Origin of the sequence: Acinetobacter entericus (genome assembly GCF_026168575.1) — a bacterium.
GTDB lineage: Bacteria > Pseudomonadota > Gammaproteobacteria > Pseudomonadales > Moraxellaceae > Acinetobacter > Acinetobacter bouvetii.
Map to the genome: position 1 here is coordinate 68,292 of NZ_JAPEQW010000013.1, position 19,356 is coordinate 87,647.

General features: G+C 42.8%; 18 protein-coding genes. 9 read left to right on the forward strand and 9 right to left on the reverse strand.

The window, feature by feature from the left end:
- Positions 1 to 70 precede the first annotated feature (70 nt).
- The gene (locus tag OKC24_RS11495; protein ID WP_130145206.1) at positions 71 to 367 is read left to right on the forward strand and encodes a hypothetical protein; all 297 of its coding nucleotides are present in this window, start codon (positions 71 to 73) and stop codon (positions 365 to 367) included.
- Positions 368 to 901: 534 nt separating this feature from the next.
- Entirely contained in the window at positions 902 to 1,060 is a 159-nt protein-coding gene (locus OKC24_RS11500; RefSeq protein WP_005010906.1) for a hypothetical protein, read from the forward strand.
- Between the two features lie 222 nt (positions 1,061 to 1,282).
- Here the strand turns inward: OKC24_RS11500 and OKC24_RS11505 are convergent, their stop codons facing one another.
- Entirely contained in the window at positions 1,283 to 2,455 is a 1,173-nt protein-coding gene (locus OKC24_RS11505; RefSeq protein WP_130145208.1) for a YbfB/YjiJ family MFS transporter, read from the reverse strand.
- 222 nt (positions 2,456 to 2,677) lie between these two features.
- On the opposite strand from OKC24_RS11505, the gene OKC24_RS11510 reads away from it, so the two are divergent.
- Positions 2,678 to 4,657: an acyltransferase family protein gene (locus OKC24_RS11510; RefSeq protein ID WP_265465201.1), complete on the forward strand. Its 1,980-nt coding sequence runs from the start codon at positions 2,678 to 2,680 to the stop codon at positions 4,655 to 4,657.
- A gap of 63 nt (positions 4,658 to 4,720) precedes the next feature.
- Here OKC24_RS11510 and OKC24_RS11515 read toward each other — a convergent pair whose 3' ends face one another.
- Positions 4,721 to 6,151 carry a pyridoxal phosphate-dependent aminotransferase gene (locus OKC24_RS11515; RefSeq protein WP_005010899.1) on the reverse strand — a complete coding sequence of 477 codons (1,431 nt, stop codon included), beginning with the start codon at positions 6,149 to 6,151 and terminating at the stop codon, positions 4,721 to 4,723.
- A 228-nt stretch (positions 6,152 to 6,379) separates the two neighbouring features.
- Between OKC24_RS11515 and msrB the strand changes: the two genes are divergently transcribed.
- The 3 genes from msrB (at position 6,380) to OKC24_RS11530 (ending at position 9,841) form a co-directional block, all read left to right on the forward strand.
- On the forward strand, positions 6,380 to 6,799 hold the full coding sequence (gene msrB / locus OKC24_RS11520) for a peptide-methionine (R)-S-oxide reductase MsrB (RefSeq protein WP_130145212.1): 420 nt from the start codon (positions 6,380 to 6,382) through the stop codon (positions 6,797 to 6,799).
- Positions 6,796 to 7,278: a glutathione peroxidase gene (locus OKC24_RS11525; protein ID WP_130145214.1), complete on the forward strand. Its 483-nt coding sequence runs from the start codon at positions 6,796 to 6,798 to the stop codon at positions 7,276 to 7,278. The genes msrB and OKC24_RS11525 overlap by 4 nt, the downstream gene beginning before the upstream one ends.
- A gap of 373 nt (positions 7,279 to 7,651) precedes the next feature.
- Positions 7,652 to 9,841: a TonB-dependent receptor gene (locus tag OKC24_RS11530; RefSeq protein WP_130145216.1), complete on the forward strand. Its 2,190-nt coding sequence runs from the start codon at positions 7,652 to 7,654 to the stop codon at positions 9,839 to 9,841.
- A gap of 83 nt (positions 9,842 to 9,924) precedes the next feature.
- Here the strand turns inward: OKC24_RS11530 and dapC are convergent, their stop codons facing one another.
- The 5 genes from dapC to OKC24_RS11555 all read right to left on the reverse strand — a co-directional run bounded on the left by dapC (position 9,925) and on the right by OKC24_RS11555 (position 16,358).
- Entirely contained in the window at positions 9,925 to 11,094 is a 1,170-nt protein-coding gene (dapC, locus tag OKC24_RS11535) for a succinyldiaminopimelate transaminase (protein WP_130145218.1), read from the reverse strand.
- Positions 11,095 to 11,118: 24 nt separating this feature from the next.
- Positions 11,119 to 13,785 carry a [protein-PII] uridylyltransferase gene (glnD, locus tag OKC24_RS11540; RefSeq protein WP_130145220.1) on the reverse strand — a complete coding sequence of 889 codons (2,667 nt, stop codon included), beginning with the start codon at positions 13,783 to 13,785 and terminating at the stop codon, positions 11,119 to 11,121.
- Positions 13,786 to 13,814: 29 nt separating this feature from the next.
- On the reverse strand, positions 13,815 to 15,029 hold the full coding sequence (purT, locus tag OKC24_RS11545; protein WP_171458885.1) for a formate-dependent phosphoribosylglycinamide formyltransferase: 1,215 nt from the start codon (positions 15,027 to 15,029) through the stop codon (positions 13,815 to 13,817).
- 232 nt (positions 15,030 to 15,261) lie between these two features.
- Positions 15,262 to 15,609: an L-valine transporter subunit YgaH gene (gene ygaH / locus OKC24_RS11550; RefSeq protein ID WP_130145224.1), complete on the reverse strand. Its 348-nt coding sequence runs from the start codon at positions 15,607 to 15,609 to the stop codon at positions 15,262 to 15,264.
- A gap of 2 nt (positions 15,610 to 15,611) precedes the next feature.
- A complete protein-coding gene (locus OKC24_RS11555) occupies positions 15,612 to 16,358 on the reverse strand; it encodes an AzlC family ABC transporter permease (RefSeq protein ID WP_130145226.1) in 747 nt (248 codons plus the stop codon).
- Positions 16,359 to 16,461: 103 nt separating this feature from the next.
- On the opposite strand from OKC24_RS11555, the gene OKC24_RS11560 reads away from it, so the two are divergent.
- Positions 16,462 to 16,944 carry a hypothetical protein gene (locus tag OKC24_RS11560; RefSeq protein ID WP_130145323.1) on the forward strand — a complete coding sequence of 161 codons (483 nt, stop codon included), beginning with the start codon at positions 16,462 to 16,464 and terminating at the stop codon, positions 16,942 to 16,944.
- A 396-nt stretch (positions 16,945 to 17,340) separates the two neighbouring features.
- A complete protein-coding gene (locus OKC24_RS11565; protein ID WP_265465209.1) occupies positions 17,341 to 17,472 on the forward strand; it encodes a hypothetical protein in 132 nt (43 codons plus the stop codon).
- Positions 17,473 to 17,603: 131 nt separating this feature from the next.
- Here OKC24_RS11565 and OKC24_RS11570 read toward each other — a convergent pair whose 3' ends face one another.
- The gene (locus OKC24_RS11570; RefSeq protein ID WP_130145228.1) at positions 17,604 to 18,305 is read right to left on the reverse strand and encodes a Crp/Fnr family transcriptional regulator; all 702 of its coding nucleotides are present in this window, start codon (positions 18,303 to 18,305) and stop codon (positions 17,604 to 17,606) included.
- A 133-nt stretch (positions 18,306 to 18,438) separates the two neighbouring features.
- Between OKC24_RS11570 and OKC24_RS11575 the strand changes: the two genes are divergently transcribed.
- Entirely contained in the window at positions 18,439 to 18,972 is a 534-nt protein-coding gene (locus OKC24_RS11575; protein WP_130145230.1) for an Mpo1 family 2-hydroxy fatty acid dioxygenase, read from the forward strand.
- 53 nt (positions 18,973 to 19,025) lie between these two features.
- Here OKC24_RS11575 and OKC24_RS20035 read toward each other — a convergent pair whose 3' ends face one another.
- Positions 19,026 to 19,331, reverse strand: coding sequence for a hypothetical protein (locus OKC24_RS20035; protein ID WP_130145232.1), 306 nt, complete (start codon positions 19,329 to 19,331; stop codon positions 19,026 to 19,028).
- Positions 19,332 to 19,356 lie beyond the last annotated feature (25 nt).

Genomic DNA, 19,356 nt, shown 5'->3' on the forward strand with positions numbered 1-19,356 from the left:
TTGTTTGTAAAAGCTAGAATTTTTAAAAACTTGATGATATTTTGTACGGAAATTATAAGGGAAATAAAAAATGAAACTTTACTGGTCAATTTTAATTTTGCTGGGAATGCCATGTTTAGCGCAGGCTGGCGCAGTGTATAAATGCAATCTTAAAGGTTCAATCATTTATCAGTCCAAGCCTTGTCCGGGCGCGACAGCAGATGCCAATTTTCAGCAAGAGCAGCGGCGGTTATACGGTCAAACACATGCTCCCAGTCAGCCTAAAGCAAAAAATGGCACAACGAATGAAATTGCTGATACCGAAGAAGGCAAAAAGAAAAGTTTAGCCATTGCGCAAGATGCTTACAAAATGACGAAAGAGCGCTAAGCCTTCAGCGTTGAAAGTAACGCTTAAAGCAAGTTTGTATGCCGCCTGATTGCCGTCAAATAATAATCCCGCTTTTTGCGGGATTATTATTTGCATAAGTGATGCTCATCCTGATTGTTTGGCCTGCAGCTTGGCACACTATCTGCAGGGATAGATAGCCCAGCGCTGCATCAGATGATTTTCAGATCTATTGCGACATGAGGCTATGCAGGCTCAGTATTTGCAGTACAGTCGGGAAAAATTTTTACTCTGCTGAAGGTTGTGTTTAATTAAGTTTGCATCGTTAGCAGTAGCGTTAATTCCGTAAATATTAAATTATCGGGCTGCTGAATTTATTCATTTTATTTAAAGTGTCATTACATTGAAGCATTTTGAAACAGCTCGGAGCTTGGAAACACGGATAACTGGGCTAAAGTGGTTATTGCCAAGATGTTGAATAAGGAAAGCTGAACAAAGCGGTATTTTTATCACAGATGGATACATGGCTTTAGGTGTATGCATTGATTTCATTTCACAGAGCAGGAGTTACATGAAATGGCCCGTCATCAGCAGCAACAGCAAAACCAGCAGCAACAGGATCAGCAACAGCAAAACCAGCAGAATCAACAACAGCAACAGCAACCGCAGCAAGATCAGAAATCTGGCAAACAGCAGCACAACCAGAAAAATCAACGCAATCAGCAGCAGCGCTAAAGTTTCAGCTGAGCTGCGAATGACAGTGTTTATATGGAGTTTTTAAAAATTTAGGCTTAATAGCCAAGGCATTGCTTTAGAATTAGACGGTGTTTTGGCTAAGAATAAAACCCATAGCAAAAGCTATAAAATAAACAGGCGTCAAGGGATTTGACGCCTGTTTGTTTTTGCCATCAATAGCAGTATTGCTTTTCTGCTGGATGACAGGCTTAACTCACGGGACTACTGAGCCGCTATATGTGCTTTTTTTCGTGTTACCCAAAACAATTGCAAGGTGCCAATCAGCAGAACAGCAGAAGCAATCATAAATTGCTGATGATAGCTGACGTTAAAATGCTGCAGCGCGCTGAAGCTGAGTCCTCCGATCAATTGGATGGCGGCAAAAGTCAGCGTGGCAATGCTCCACAGCTTTTTATAGGCGTTGCCGTATAATTGCAAAATGGTGTAGGAGGTTAAAAAGACCACGGCAGGGTTGAGCAGGCCTGTCAAAAATGAGGACATAAAGGTAAAAAGCGGGCTGATGTTGAGTATTGCCACTGCAATAGCAAAAACATAAGTGCAGTAAAGCATTTTTAAAGTGGTGAAATTCCCTAATTTCTTGGCTAAGAGATAAGAGCAGAATGCGCCTAGGGCGCTGCCGGAACCATATAGAATCCAGTTGAAATTCATCCAATATAAGTCCAGCTTTAACACTTGGGTTAAATAATCAATCCAAAATAATGAATGCGGCACATAAGCAAAAGCGCTGCAGCCATAGACTGCAATTAAGCTTAAAAATACGGTATTCAGCTGAACTTGCTCATGCTGTTTTACCGAACGGGTACTGAGCAGCGGTTTAAGGTCTTGCAGCAGCACATTTAAGCAGGCACTGATCGCCAGTGCAAATGCGCTTAAGATGAGCCAGGCGGTACGGACTGCGATTTGGTCCAAATAGGGCAGGAACAGCGTGGCCAGCAAAACTCCGATACCTATGCCGCTAAAGCCGATAAAGTTAATTTTAAAACGGTCTTTTAACTCGCAGCACTGCGCCACAATACTGGGTGAAAGAATCATGATCAAACCGCCGCAGATGCCGGAAATAACCCGCCAAAATAGATACCACAAGTCAGGAAAGCCGGAAAAGGCGCAGCTCATTAAACTGAACATGCCGGCAAAGGCTGAGGCTTGAATATAAGCTGCCATGACACGGGTTTGCGGCAAACGCATCGCCCAAAATGCGCCCATTAAATAGCCCAGCAAATTTGCACTGCCGAGGATGCTGGCGAAATGAGCTGTCCAGCCAAAAGATTCACGTGTTGTCGGTAAAAGCGCCGTATAGGAAAAACGCAGAATGCCAATGCCTAAGCACATGCATAGGCATAAAAAAATGCTTAATTTAACGCGGGTTGAGGACATCCTGTACTCATAAGGTTCTACATTTGCTTAAAAAATAGCATGAATAAGGCAGGTTTTGTAGGACTGTAAATCACAAAAGATGATAAAAAAGAGGCCCATATGCTCAGCTTGTATGTTTGTCTTGTACTCAGGCGTACAGTGAATAAAACGTTTAAGCTTGCAAATTGAATTTTCGAAAGAAAGGCATACAATCGCGATACTATTTTGCCACTGTCATAAATCATGAATCTTTCATACCGCGCTGATATTGACGGTCTACGAGCGGCTGCAGTTTTATTGGTCATTTTCAATCATATAGGCTGGACTTTTTTTTCCGGCGGTTATATTGGTGTAGATATTTTTTTTGTGATCTCTGGTTATTTGATAACAATGACGGTGATTCATGATATTCAGACAGAAAAATTTTCAGTAGCTCGTTTTTATAAGAAGCGGGTGGTCCGATTAGCGCCTGCGTATTTTACGGTATTGACTGCTGTATCTCTTGGCGCTTGGCATGTGCTTTTACCTGATGATCTTATGACTTACTTTAAAAGCGTGCTGTACGCAACGTTTTTAATGGCTAATATCTTTATGCAGAAGGAAGTGGGAGATTACTTTAGTCAAAGTGTGCACGAAACGCCTTTGCTGCACTTATGGTCTTTAGGCGTGGAAGAGCAGTTTTATATTTTTTGGCCGCTGATCCTGCTGTTTTTTGTTCAAAAATGGGGATTCAAGCATGTCCTGTGGCTGATTGGCGCTTTATTTATTGCGTCTTTGGCCTATGCGCAATTTGAACTTCATGATAATGCAGAAAAAGCGTATTACAGCATGCCAGTACGGGCTTTTGAACTGCTTTGCGGAGCATTGATCTGCTTTATGCCTAAAATTAAGTTGACGGCCGCTGTAACTAAGCTCATTGTCTGGTTGTGTTTGGCGGTTATTTTTGCCGCGGCGTGCTTAATGGATCATAAAACGCCATTTCCGGGAGTAATGGCGCTGTTTCCCTGCGTGGCTGCTGCATTGATTATTTATGCTGGCGGTTCAGCGCCGCGGCAAAGTTTGCTGCTCAGCAATGGTTTTAGCCGATGGGTGGGGAAAATTTCTTATCCGCTGTACTTGTGGCATTGGCCGGTTATTGTGCTGTTTTATATGTATATGCGGCCGATGAATGCACTTAACCAGTTTTTGGTGCTGGTGATTTCCCTCTCACTGGCATATTTAACTTATATATTCATTGAAAAGCCCTCGAAACGCTTTGTCATGCTGCCGAATAAGACGGTGATTTTAGCGGGTTTTGTACTGCCAGCCTTGCTGTTTTCCAGTGCGGCATTTTCGATGTGGCAGCAACAAGGCTACCCGCAGCGTTTTCCTCAAGCGATCTATACGCAAACAGCGGCCTTGAATGCTTTTGCGCATGAGATCCACTATAAATGCATGGATACTGAAGATCCCAGCACTTTGCCAAAACCTGAAGACTGCGTATTGGGCCGGCAAAAAGATGAAATTGATTTTTTACTGATTGGTGATTCACATGCCAATAGTTATAGCGGCATGCTGGATGTTTGGGCTAAAGATGCTCAGTTGCGCGGCTATGATGTAACGCAAAGTTCGACATTCTATTTGCCAGATGTGCATACCTTGCAAATGAATTATGGCAAATGGATAGAATTGGAACAAACGAAGCAAAGAAATGATGCTATTACTGCGCATCTAGCGCATAAGCATTATCCTGTGATTATCTTGGCTGGCGGGTACTATCCGTATTTTCATCAGGGATGGAAATTGCAGGATGGCACAGAACACAGCAGTGAAGAGATCTTTGAAAAAGGGCTGATGAAAGCAATTGCAATCGCTTCCCAATCTGCTGATCAAGTGATCCTGCTGGATGATATGCCGCGTTTAATGCAGAATGATGTTCCTGCAGATTGCATTGTGCGAAATGAAATATTAAATATACGAGTCAATTGCGCTGTTTCCCGGCAAGTGTTTCAGCGGGATTTAATCCAGTTTTATAAGATAGTTGCGCGGGCAGAGCATCAGTTTCCACAGCTTAGGGTTATCCGTCCTGCCTATTCAATTTGTGGCGCAGCATTGTGCAGTATTAATATAAATGGCGTGCCGCTGTACCGGAATAAAGATGATAATCATCTAAACTATATAGGTTCTCAGCAATTAGGCTTAGCCTACATTAAGCAGTTCGGCAATCCGCTTAAGCTGCATTAAATTTAACCTTATTATGAAAAATGAAAAAACCGCACGGTTGTGCGGTTTTATATTTTCCGTAACTTAACGCATTTTAGACAAGAAACGTCCTAAGCGTGTAATTGCTTCACGAAGTTCATTTTCTGCTGGCAGGAAGACAACGCGGAAGTGATCCGGTGTCGGCCAGTTGAAGCCCGTTCCTTGAACCAGCAAGACTTTTTCAGCCCTTAAGAAATCCAGCATGAATTTTTCATCATCTTCAATTGGATAAACTTCAGGGTCTAATTTAGGGAAGCAGTACATTGCGCCTTCCGGCTTCACACAAGATACGCCAGGAATTTCATTCAGCATTTCCCATGCAATGTTGCGCTGCTCGTACAAACGGCCGCCTGGGCGGATCAAGTCATTAATAGACTGATAACCGCCAAGCGCGGTTTGAATCGCATATTGCGCTTGATGATTGGCGCACAGGCGCATAGACGCCAGCATGTCCAAACCTTCGATATAATCCATAGCGCGGGATTTATCGCCAGTGATGGCCATCCAGCCGGAGCGGTAGCCTGCGATGCGGTATGCTTTAGATAGGCCGTTAAATGAAATGCACAGCTGATCACCGGCTAAAGCTGCTACGGATACATGCTCAATGCCGTCATAAATAATTTTGTCGTAAATTTCGTCAGCAAACAAAATTAAGTCATATTTTTTGGCTAAGGCAACAATTTGTTCCAGCACATGGCGAGGATATACCGCACCAGTCGGATTGTTTGGATTGATAATCACAATACCGCGGGTATTGGGCGTGATTTTGCTTTCCATATCCGCAATGTCTGGATACCAGTAGTTTTCTTCATCGCATTTATAGTGGATAGCGGTGCCGCCAGATAAGTTAACGGCAGCAGTCCAAAGCGGATAATCCGGCATGGGCACCAGCATTTCATCGCCGTCATCCAGCAGGCCCTGCATCGCCATGACAATCAGTTCTGATACGCCATTGCCCACATACACGTCGTTGACATGCATGTTTAGAATGCCTTTTTGCTGATAATACTGGCAAATGGCTTTGCGCGCAGGGAAGATGCCTTTCGAATCTGTATAGCCAATCGCATTCGGCAGGTTCAATGCAACATCATTGATGATTTCTTGCGGTGCTTCAAAGCCGAATGGGGCGGGGTTGCCGATATTCAGCTTAATGATTTTGTGTCCAGCCTCTTCCATTTCGTTGGCCGCTCGCAACACTGGCCCGCGAATGTCGTAGCATACATGCTCGAGCTTAGACGATTTCTTAATTTCGCGTGGGGTGTGGAAAGTGTTCGGCATTTTAATGTTCTCGGAAAGAGTGGAGGTCACTTTTGCATAACGGTATAAATAGCTTTTAAATGTCTCGGTTGTTACCAAATCGAGATGATGTTCATCTCTGAGTAAAGCAACAATTTTTTCATGCGTAAACCCTGCCTGTTGATATTGTTTAATCACGGGCAGCAGATTTTTAAAAATTACGCTCTTTTTCTGCGACATTTTTTAATCCTGAGCAAGAGTCAGACCAAGCCTAACACTAAATTTGCTCACAAAAAAGCATTTAATTTTTAGAATTGCTTACTTTGATTTTATGTTTGCTTACTTTTTGCTTTTTTGAGCATTATATAGATTTTGTAAATTGTTGAATAAAGACTAGAAATTTAAGATTGAATGACGTAAATATAGGATTATCCTATTTTAAATAGCACGATATAAAGGGACGTCATCATGGGAAAACTCAATAAAACAGAAAGAGAATGGCAAAGAGAGTTATCGCCAGAAGAGTTTCGCATTACACGTCAGAAGGGAACTGAACCGGCTTTTACGGGAAAATACTGGAATACTAAGCAAGAAGGCACATATGTTTGCCGCTGCTGCGGAGAGCCATTATTTACTTCTGAAACAAAGTTTGACAGCGGATGTGGCTGGCCAAGTTTTTTCCGCCCTATAAATGGGACAGTGATTGAGGAGCATCAAGATGCATCGCACGGCATGGTGAGAACAGAAATTGTCTGTCATCATTGTGACGCACATTTAGGGCATGTTTTCCCAGATGGTCCACAGCCGACAGGATTGCGCTATTGCGTGAATTCGGCTTCATTAGACTTAAAAACACAAGAAAAAAATGACGAGGAAACTTATCCATGACAAGCATTTATCAGTTTGAAGCTGAGTTGTTGGATGGTAAAAATAAATCTTTCGCAGATTACGAAGGAAAAGTTTTACTGGTAGTGAATACCGCAAGCAAATGCGGTTTTACCCCGCAATTTGCTGGACTAGAAAAATTATACCAGCAGTATAAAGACCAAGGATTTCTGGTGCTGGGCTTTCCTTGCAACCAGTTTGGTGGGCAGGACCCTGGATCAAATGATCAAATTGGCGCGTTTTGTCAAAAAAATTACGGTGTAGATTTTCCAATGTTTGCAAAAGTGGATGTAAAAGGCCCTGAAGCGCATGCAATTTTCCGTTATTTAACCAATAACTCTAAAGGGGTCTTGGGAAATGGCATTAAGTGGAATTTCACTAAGTTTTTAATTGGTAAGAATGGTCAGGTACTGAACCGCTATGCGCCAACTACAAAACCAGACGCTTTGCAGGAAGATATTGAAAAGGCTTTAGCTGGTTAAACTTTTCCAAATATAAGATTTAAAGGCGCATAGGCGCCTTTATTTTTGGCAACACCGAATCTCTAGATGGCATTCCTAAAAAAATCCTTAGGGTAGGGAGTGGTGCGATGAAAAGCTATAAACGACCAGTGAAATAAGCGATTTTTTACTTAAAATGATGATCATGATTGAGCCGTTTTATAAAAGTTCAATTAATTCAAAATATCTATTCAGTAATCGGGCAACATTAGCTCACTAGATAGGCTTTAATAAAAAAATACAATTAAAAAATAAAAAGTGATGAATAAAACGCATAGGAAATAATGAAATGAAAAGGTAAATGCTAATAATTATTATTTATTATGTGTGGCGTGTTTTCTAGGATAATTTCCCAATGTTAAAAATGAAACAGCTCTGTGTGATGATGGCATGTACGGCTCAAGGCTTTACATATGCTTATGCTAATGAGGCAGCTGAAACGGATAATTTAGCTGGACGTGTTGATGCATCTGCTGTTCAGACTTTAGATGTAATAAATATTGTAGTGAGTGCAGATGCTTCTGCAGATGGTTTAATGAAACCTTATGCGGGCGGCCAAGTCGCTACAGGGGGTAAAATTGGGATATTTGGCAATCAGAAAAATTTAGACACGCCCTTTAATATTACTAGTTATACCAATCAGTATATTCAAGACCGCCAAGCGCAAAGTGTAGGGGAAGTATTGCAAGCGGATGCTGGGGTGCGGACAGCAAAAGGTTATGGGAACTTTCAAGAAGCCTATTTTATTCGTGGTTTTGCGCTTGCATCCGATGATACGGCGTATAACGGTCTATATGGCATATTGCCGCGCCAATACATTCCAACCGAGCTATTTGAACGTGTTGAAGTTTTTAAAGGTGCATCTGCTTTTTTAAATGGGGCAATTCCAGGTGGAACAGGAATTGGCGGATCGATTAACTTACTGCCTAAACGTGCCAGTAATGATCCTTTAACGCGTATCAGTGTGGGTACAAATTTTAATGGCGGATACGTGGCATCGGATGTTTCGCGTCGCTTGGGTGAGAATGATCAATTTGGTGTGCGCGTAAACACAGCCTACCATGATGGCGGGACAGAAGCTGATAAAGAAAATAAAGCCTTGGGGCTGGCTTTAATTTCTGCGGACTATAAAGGGGATCAATTCCGCCTATCCGGTGATTTAGGCTATAACAACAACCGCCTTTCTGAAAATCGGCCAAGTTTGCGTTTAACGAATGCCGTCACACAGGTACCAAGCGCATCACAATATGCAAATTATCATGGACAAGCGTGGACCTATTCAAATGAAGAGGATTTGTTTGGAAGTATACGTGCCGAATATGATCTTACAGATGCGACAACAGCTTATGCCGCTTATGGTTTTCGTAAATCAGAAGAAGCGGGTGTGTATTCGAGTCAGCAATTAAGTGATACCGCCACAGGAGCGGCAAAATTGTCTGCTTCCGTGATTCCGCGTAAAGATACCAACCACAGTGCTGAACTCGGTTTAAAAACCAAATTTGAAACGGGCAATTTAAAACATCAAGTTGTAGTGTCTGGCTCCTTAAATCGTGCGGATAAGCGCTATAACTATGGTTATGCAACAAGTTTGAATGATAATTTTTATGACCCGATTTACACTGAAAACTCGAATATTGATAAATGGCTAGGCGAGGTGGGAGCGTATCCTAAAGCAGGTTTAAGTACTCTTAAAAGTATTGCTTTAGGCGACAATATTTCCATGTTGGATGATCGTTTGACGCTGATGCTGGGTGCACGTTATCAAGAAATTGATCAAGACGTATATTCTTACGGGACGTACAAATACAACATTAATAAAAATCAACTTACTCCAGCATTGGGTGTGAGCTATAAGTTAAGTCCTGAATGGTCTATGTATGCCAATTACATCGAAGCCTTAGTGCAAGGTGACGCGATTTTGGATAGTGAAGGTAATAACTATATTGCAGATCCATTTGTGTCGAAACAAAAAGAAGTCGGTCTGAAATTTGAAAATGGCTTATTGGGCGGAACACTCAATTATTTTTACACAGACCGTCAAAAAGCTTCAGTGAATACTTCTGGTACTGCCCAAATCAGTCAAGCGACCAATATTCACCAAGGTGTTGAGTTTAATGCCTATGGTCAATTGAGTGATTCAATCAAAATCTTGGGTGGGGCAACATGGATTGATACACAGCAAAAAAACACCTATCAGGGCTTATTCGATGGTCATCATGTAATTGGTGTGCCTGAGTTTCAAGCAAATGTAGAAGCCGACTGGCAATTGCCGACTGAGCAAGACATCAGTGTCAATGGACGTGTGGTATATACAGGTTCAACTTACGCAAATAATGCAAACACTTTAAAATTAAACGACTGGACACGTGTTGATGTGGGAGCGAACTATAAAACCCAAATTAATACAGTGCCAACCACTTTGAATTTCAGTGTGACCAACGTATTAGATAAAGACTACTGGGCTTCAGCATCAGTAAATGACTACACTTATCTGTCACTCAGTGAGCCTCGAACTTTTAAACTCAGTGCAACGTTTGATTTTTAAAATAGTATTGACTCAAATCTAAAGCAAAAAAATGCCCCACATATGGGGCATTTTTTTGCTTTTAACTGAATGTTTTAAACCCATTAAAGTATGGCTTTTAAGCGCTGAATCACTTGCTCACATTGTGCAATATCGGCAACAAGCGCCATGCGGACATGGTTTTCGCCTGGATTGCCTGCGGCAGTTTCACGAGACAAATAACGGCCTGGTAAAACTTTAATATGCGCTTTTTCCATCAGCATTTTGGCAAATGCTTCATCATTGTCTACTTTTAGCCAGTAATAGAAGCCGGCATCCGGTTTCTGTAAAGGCAATAAATGACCAAGTTCGTTTTGGAATAATTCAAATTTTGCGCGGTACAGCTTACGGTTCTCTTCGACATGGGTTTCATCATCCCAGGCAGCAATTGATGCAATTTGATGCTGAACTGGCATAGCAGCGCCATGATAAGTCCGGTATTTCAAATAAGGCTTCAGCAATTCTGCATCACCAGCCACAAAGCCAGAACGCATACCCGGCAAATTAGAGCGTTTAGACAGTGAGTGGAACACGACACAGTTTTTGTAGTCGTCACGGCCAATCTCTGCACACACTTCTAACAGTCCAGCAGGTGCTTCGTCAAACCAAAGCTCTGAATAGCATTCATCTGAAGCAATGACAAAGTTGTATTGGTCAGACAGTGCAATCAGCTTCTTAAACTGTTCTTTAGACAAGACTGCGCCTGTTGGGTTGCCCGGTGTGCAGACAAAAAGCAAGGTTGTTTTTTCCCAAACTTCTGCGGGTACTGAGTCAAAATCGCCTAAATAGTTGTTTTCTTCAGTACAGTTAATGAAGTAAGGCGTTGCGCCTGCAAGTAAAGTTGCACCTTCATAAATTTGGTAGAACGGATTTGGCATTACCACATAAGGCGCATCTTCACGGTTTACCAGAGCCTGCACAAACGAGAAGATGGCTTCACGTGTGCCGGAAACAGGCAGCACATGATTTTCAGAGCTGATGCTGTTGAGCTTGAAACGGCGTGTCAGCCAGTTGGCAATGCTGCTGCGAAGTTCAGAAAGGCCTTTGCTGTTTGGATAAGTGGAGAGATGCTGGAAGTTGTCAATAATTGCCTGCTTCACAAATTCAGGTGCAGGATGCTTTGGTTCACCAATCGATAATGGAATTAAAGGCAAATTTGCAGGTGTAACGTCCTGAAAAAGCTTATTCAGCTTTTCGAATGGATATGGGTGCAATAATGACAAACTAGAGTTCATGGAATGGTTACCGGTTCAAATAAGTTAATGATGGCCGCAAACTAAATGCGAGGCTTCGTCCAGCGCGGACTTCAGCTGAGCAGCGAAGGTTTCGGCTTCATCAGCATTCATTGGCGTGCCATCTTTTTTAGTCACAAAGAAAATATCTTCAGCGCGTTCGCCTAAAGTGGCAATTCTTGCAGAGTGAATATCCAGCCCCTGCATCATAAATAAACCGCCGACTTTGGCAAGTAGGCCAGGGTGGTCAAGTGTTGCAATTTCAACCATATTCTGCTGCAAGGCTTCGTTCAGCGAGATATCTACTGTATTTTCAATATCAAAGTGGCGTAGCTGGCGCGGAATGCGGCGCTGCATCAGGCCTGGATATTTATCAGACTGGCTGAGCGCTTTCACCAGCGCTTGAATCACGGTTTCCTGCCGTTCAGGGTCATTCAGCAGTGTGCCAAAACGGTCCAAGACCACATAGGTATCCAGGCTGAATGCTTTTAATGCAGTAATAATCCGCGCATCCTGCACGTCTAAATTCATGCGGTCTAAAATGGCCACTGTTGTGGCAAAGAGGTTGGGCTGATCTTGCGTGTAAATAAAAATCTGCACGGCGTCTTGCGCATATTTGCGGTGCGCGCGCATCAGCACCAGCGGTTCAGGATTATCGCCGTGTTTCAGAATCGCGCGGGTGTGCCATGCAATTTCATCAGCAGATTCTTTAATAAAGTATTCATCGCCTAATTCCTGCCAGACTTTTTCCACTTCGTCCAATGAGAATTCTTCGACCAGCTGTTCGCTGGCCGCAAATTTTGTGTCTTCAATCAGCATTTGGTAGTCGACTGGACGGCCAAGGCCGGAACGGATCACATCGCGCGCTTGCGTATACAGCTGGCGCATTAATGATGCGCGCCATGTATTCCATAATGTTGGATTGGTAGCGTTGATATCTGCAACCGTCAGGGCATACAGATAATCCAAGTGCTCCATGTCGCCCATTTTCTCTGCGAATGTGCGCACAACATCAGGGTCTGAAATGTCTTTTTTCTGTGCAGTCACCGACATTTGCAAATGATTGTTGACGAGCCAGGCGACAAGATTGGCTTCACGCTCGCTAAAGCCATGTGTCATGCAGAATTTAATTGCATCGGCTGCGCCCAGCTCGCTGTGATCGCCGCCACGGCCTTTGGCAATGTCATGGAAAATAGCCGCGAGGTAAACAATGTCTCTGCGGGCAAGGCGCTGGAAGACTGAACTGACTACAGGGAAATCCTTAGCAAATTCAGGTTCTTTAAAGCGGTTTAAATTGCGAATCAGCAATAAAGTATGCGCATCGACCGTATAAATATGGAATAAATCATACTGCATCAGCCCCATGATTTGCCCAAATGCAGGAATGTAATTGCCTAAAACACCGTAGCGCTTCATGGCAACCATGGTGTCATACAGGCGGTAAGGCGAGCGGATGATTGCCATAAACATGGCTTGGTGTTCTGGATTATCCCTGAAATTTTGATTAATGCGTTTCGCAGCCAAAGTCAGCAGGCGCAGCGTGCGCGCGCGGATGCCGGTAATTTCAGGACGGTTCGCCAGCAGATAGAAAATTTCTAAAATCGCGCTTGGATTTTCTGAAAAAATTTTGTGATGCTGCACAGCCAGTTTGCCGTCAACCAGTTTAAAGTTGCTGTTAATCTCTTCAATGCTGCGGCTGTAGTCCGGCAGGCGCGGAGTAATAACCGATTCATTGAAATACGCCAGCAGCATTTCATTTAAGGTGGATACTTGCTGCGCATTGCGGTAATAGCGCTTCATGAACTGTTCAATTGGGTAATTCGGCGATTTGTCTTCTTCACGCACATAGCCGAATTTCGCTGCGATTTCACGCTGATAATCAAACAGCAAGCGGTTTTCATCTCGTTTGGTTAAACGGTGCAGATGATGGCGGATTTCCCAAAGGAAACTTTCAGCCGCCTCTAGTACGCCCAGTTCAAATTCAGAAATAAAGCCCAAATGCACTAAATCGTAAATGCGGTTGACTCGGAAATGCCGCTTGGCAATCCAGCCAATTTGGTTGATGTCGCGGATGCCGCCTGGCGCGTTTTTAATGTCAGGCTCTAAGTTGCTTTCTGTGTTGTTGTGCTGCGCATAGCGTTTAGCCTGTTCCTGCATTTTTGCATCATAGAAGGTTTTGTCCGTCCATGTCTGCGACACAATGCGGCGCGGCCATTTAGCCAAATGCTGATTGCCAGTAATTAGGCGCGATTCAATTAACGCAGTCGCAACGGTCAGGTCATTGGTGGCCTGCGTTACGCAGTCTGCAATGGTGCGCACGCTGATGCCGGGCTTGAAATTGCCGACATCCCATAATGATGAAATAAAGGTCGATATCAATTTTTCGTGTTCTTCAGAAATGGTGTCTTCTGAGAGAATCATGATGTCAACATCGGAATAGGGCAGCATTTCACGGCGGCCGTAACCGCCTACGGCAAATAAGCCTAAGCCGGTTTGATCAAGACCGGCATGTGTCCATAAAAATTGCAGCGCTTCATCAATAATATTGGAGCGCGCTAAAATCACATCACGGATAGACTGCCCATTGTCAAAATATTCCTGCAGCTGATTTTCGACATCTGTGCGCCATTGGTTAATTGCTTGAATGTCTTGATTACTTTTAATGTAATTCAGCAGCGGTAAAGTATTGATCATGAACAGTTGTCCGTTATGGTGTAGCAAGCTTAGTTTTGATGAACACTGATGTACTGTACGGTTTGCAGTGCCAGTTCACGTGCTTGATCAGTTGTTTCTGCACGTGCTGTTGCAACACCCATACGGCGGCGTTTAAAACCTTCTGGTTTGCCAAAGAGGCGCAAATCAGTATTTGGATTTGCCAAAGCAAGATTCAAGCCAGAAAAAGATAAATTGGTGTCATCAACCCCCGCATAAATCACCGCGCTGGCTGCTGTACTATGGCGTGCAGTATTGACCGGCAAACCTAAAATGGCGCGCGCATGCAGTTCAAATTCACTTTGGAATTGAGATGCAAGCGTCACGAGGCCTGTATCATGCGGGCGGGGAGATACTTCACTAAACCATACTTTGTCGCCTTTGACAAATAGTTCCACGCCAAAAATGCCGCAGCCGCCAAGCGAAACGGTCACTTTATTGGCAATGCGTTTAGACTCTTCTAATGCGGCAGGCGTCATGGCTTGCGGCTGCCAGCTTTCAACGTAATCGCCTGAGTCTTGGCGGTGGCCGATTGGGTCACAAAATGAAGTTTCAATCTCACCAGTTTCCGCATTTTTAGCACGAACAGTCAGCAGGGTAATTTCAAAATCAAAATCAATTTGCGATTCCACAATGACTTTGCCTTGATTAACGCGGCCGCCAGTTTGCGCATATTCCCAAGCAGCATCCACTTCTGCAAAGCTTTTTACGCGGGATTGACCTTTGCCAGAAGAAGACATGACCGGTTTAACAAAATTTGGGTAGCCAATGTCGTCACAGGCGGCACGGAAAGATTCCAGTGTGTCTGCAAAACGGTAAGCGGATGTTGGAAGGCCGAGTTCTTCAGCAGCAAGGCGGCGAATACCTTCACGGTTCATGGTGAGGTTGACGGCTTTGGCAGAAGGAATGACCGTGGCAATATTCTGCTCTTCAATCTCTACTAAAACCTGCGTTGCAATCGCTTCAATTTCTGGAACAATCAGATTGGGCTGTACTTGATTAATCAGCTCTTTTAGTGCGGCTGGATCGGCCATATTCAGTGCATAAGAATAATGTGCAACCTGCATGGCTGGGGCGTGTTCATAACGGTCTGCAGCGTGGACTTCTACACCTAAACGCTGTAAAGAAATCACCACTTCTTTACCCAGTTCGCCAGAGCCTAAAAGTAAAACTTTAAAAGCAGAAGATTGAAGTGGGGTACCAATAGTCACGCTCATGTGTATCATCCATGCTTGATTTTATGGACTTTTAGCATACCAGAACTGAATGTTTGTTTAAGCTGCAATTCACATAAATAAATGATATTGTCCAACAATTTTATTTATGAATAAATTCGGCAGAATTTCTGTATAGACTTCATGAAAAAGCGTCTAAAAATATGAATTTAGACGCTTAAGATGCGAATTTTATAATAAGGTGAGGCTTCTGATGTAAGCGAGTAGATTACATCATCAGACCTTAAAAATGAAAAGGCACATAGGTATACACCAAGCCATAAGTAAGCGCTGCAGTCAATGTGGCGGGTACAATTTTCTTGAATTTAAAATATAAACCTGTCAGCACGATAAACCCCGCCAGCATCGCCATGCTTTTATTGGGTGTTTCCAGTAAAGGCGGCAAAGTAGCCACTACAAGCATAGAACTGATTGCTGAAATACCAATGGAGCCCAAAGCAATTTTTAGCCATAAAGAACCGCGATGCTGTGAACCTTGCTGGAATTTTTGAATAAAATAAAATGGTCCGAAGCGTGAAGCAAAATTGGCAATGCCGACCACAATGCCGACCAAGATTATCTCTAAACTCATAATTAGCCTCCCATATGCTCTGGATCAGGCTGTTTAAGCACATAATGTTTAAACAGTCCTGCGCAGATGCCTGATGAAATGCCAATGAAAATGGCGGCAGATAAATCGATAAAATAACAAGCGATTGCGGAAATAATGATCGTGACCGCAACGACAAAACTGTGTTTCTTTTCAAAGGCAGCTAATAAGAAACTGAGGAACAGCGCAGGTAATAAGAAGTCTAATGCCGCTTGCAAAAACTGTGGCAAATTACTGACTTGATCTGCAAACAGTCCACCTAAAAAAGAGCCCAGCGCCCAAGACATCCAGCTGAATAAACTTAAACCCAGCATCCAAGATTCTGACCACTCTTGACGGCGCTGCGACAGCTTAATCATGCCCGATGCAAAAACTTCATCGGTTAAGCCCCATGCCCAAACAGCAGTTTTTTTAAGGTTCAAGCGGTCTTGAATGAGGTTTTGTAAGGCAGGGCCATAGAGTAAATGACGAATATCTAAGGCAATTACCGTAAGTGCGGTCATCCAAATGGACGTGCCGCTGCCGAGCAGGGCGACTACTAAAAATTGGCTGGCGCCTGCATACATTGAGCAGGACAAAAACAAAGCTTCCCATGCGCTGAAGCCGAATTGAGTCGCAGAAACGCCAAAGGCAAAAGAAACAGGAAGATAGGTAAAAATAATTGCTTGGCTATCTTTAGCGCCTTGCCAAAAGCCAGCGGGCTGTACTTGAGAGGGATTGTGCTCTGACACGACACACCTTAGCGGGGGAGTTGATCAATAGGTCAAATGAGATTGTGTATTGTATCCGAATTTACTAGCATAGTGCCGAATAGTTTGTATGAGTGAACTTGCGATGTTCAGCTTTGCACCGAATACTTTAAAAGCCCTAATGCTGATGAGCAGTGTACTGTTGCTGCAAGCTTGCGGCAATTCATCTGACGCTCAAGAAGACAAAGTCGTCATTAAGCCTGCGCCAAAACTCAGTAATGACGCAACGGCATATGCAAATGAAGCATGGAAGTTCATAAATCAAGTTGATCCGTTGGTGTACGGCAAGCAGATTGATCAATTGGAAGAGCACGTTCGAAAACCTGCTCGCAAGCTGAGTACGGACTGGCGCATTAATGTCAAAATGACTGACTCTGTTACAGAAGGCAAATATGCACTGTGCCGTAAAGCGCTGACCAGTTTAGAAATTTGGGCGCGTGAAACAATAGAGAAGACAGATACTGCTGCGCAAAAGCAAGCGGATTATGAGCGTGATAAAAAACAGTGTCAGGGTGCGATTGAGCAGCCGCAGTTAGGCAATACAGATCCGAAAAAAGTGGGTGTATAACCGCTGTGATTAAAAACCGTTAAAGCTGATTTAGCGGTTTTTTTAACACTGCTGTTTTTAAAATAAGAAAATTAAGCATAAATTAAAAAAATAAAAATGGCTTTTATAAGAATTATTGTGTCTTAAAAAGAAGGTTTAAATTTATGGGTGTGGTATTTTTTTAAACTTAAATAATTGAAACATAATGGATATGTTTTTATTTTCTCTAGTTTTTGTTTTCTTGCTAAGATGTAAAAGCAATGAATAATATAAAAATACAATAATGTAATAAAAAATGTGAATTATCGTTATTTGATAAAATATGTAAAAATAACTGCGTAAAAGAAGTTTCGTAGATGTCATTTCAAAAGAAGATGAATGGTGATAAAGATGAAAAAAGTTTTAATGATGTTAACAATGGCAGCATGTTTAACTGCAGCCGTAAATGTACAGGCCAATACAAGTGTTGAATCTGAATCTAATGCTCAAGAAGTTGCGCCATGCACCAATGGTTTTGACAGCGTGAATGTTTGCCAACTGTTGTCTTAATCTGGCAGATTAATATTTTTAACAGATGTAAAACCGCACTAATATAATTCAATAAAATAAATCGATCCAAAATAGAGCACTATACTGCACCTAAATTGTACAACGGTATTAATTGTATCGTGCCTTAGATTTTAAGAGTGCGGCCATGCATATGCAATTTGATGCAGCAGAGCAGTATCTAAAATTTCTATTTTACGAAAAGCCAGTTTAAGCACGCCGCGTTTTTCTAACTCTTGAAGTTCCTGATTGACCGTTTGCCGTGAGCAAACGAGCAGCTGCGCCAGCTGTTCCTGCGACATATGAATACTATGCTGTTCAATTTCAATATGATTGCCATAGCCGTTTAAAATAAACAGCAGGCGCTGTGCAAGGCGCTGACTAATATTTTGAGTTTGTATTGAAATGAGTTCTAAAAATGCAAAGCGCAACTTTTGACTGGTTAATTGTGCAATATGAAACCAAAACTGTGGATGCTCATGCAGCAGTTGCTGAATACTGGCGCTTGGCAGATGCAAAATTGTAGATTTTTGGATAGCTATTGCATCGTGTGAGCGCGGCTGCTGATCTACCAGAGAGATCTCTCCAAACCACATAATGGGTTCCGCAATAGCAGCAACTGCTTCTTTGCCCTGTATATCAATATAGCCTAGGCGTACTGCGCCTTCTAAAACGGCATACATGCCATCAAAGGCATCGCCTGATAGGAAGATGCGCTGTTCTTTTTGTACATGCTGTAAATGGGCATGTTCTAAAATATAGCGCTGAAAATCAGGGCTTAGCTGTGCATACCAATAATTATTGTTTAAATGCGGTAGATACTGCGGGTCAAGCATAAGTGAAATTCCATTTTCAGTTGAATGCAGCGGTCAGAGCAACACTTGTCGTCTGCACGACAACTCGAGTATCGGCTTTCTTATATAGTCGATATATCGCGTGAAAGCATAACTAATACAAGGACGCATCACCATGACTAAACTCGAACAGCTGCTTAGCCAGTATGCAGCTTATCATCTGGATCATAAAAATATCCTAACGCATTTTGTTGGCATTCCGCTGATTGTATTTTCAATTATGTGTTTAACCGCCCGTGCTGGGGTAATGGTTGCAGGTTTTGAAGTTACGCTGGCTTTGCTGATTATTGCTATGACGGTTATCTATTATTTAAGTTTAGATAAAATATTTGGTTTCCTCATGCTGTTGATCTTTGCCGTGTCTTACCCGCTGTCGCATATGATTGCGCAATGGAGTATGGGTGCATGGCTAGGTGCCAGCTTAGGCATATTTTTTGTGGGCTGGGTTATCCAATTTATTGGTCATTTTTATGAAAAGAAAAAACCAGCCTTTATGGATGATGTGATTGGCTTAGCCATCGGACCGTTATTTGTGTTAGCGGAAGTGGTGTTTATGCTGGGCTTCAGAAAAGAGATAGAACAGCGCATGCTGGGAGAGGCAAGGAGGCAGCGGGCATTGATGGATGCCAAAATTGTGAACATCTCTTAATTTAAAAAGTTGAATGATAAAAAAGCCGGTTTATTGAACCGGCTTTTTTAACCTTATGGTTTGGGCTTATTCATCTCGGTATGGGTTTTATTCATATCTGTTGCTGGCTTGTTCATTTTCATATTGGCATTGTGCATATTTTGCTCTGCAGGCTTCATCATATTGGCGTGTTCTTTAGTGGCCTGGCTTTTAGCTTTTTCATGCGGTTTAGCTGCATGCATTTTGGCTGGAACACAGGTGCCGCCTTTATGATTGGGGCCTGTGCCGCCTGTAGCGGTTGTCCCTTTAGGGCACGCAAATGCTGTTGCACTAAGCATGGTGAAGATTACTGCAGTCAGAATTGTGCTGAGTTTTTTCATTGCTGTTATTCTTTGGAAACAGGCA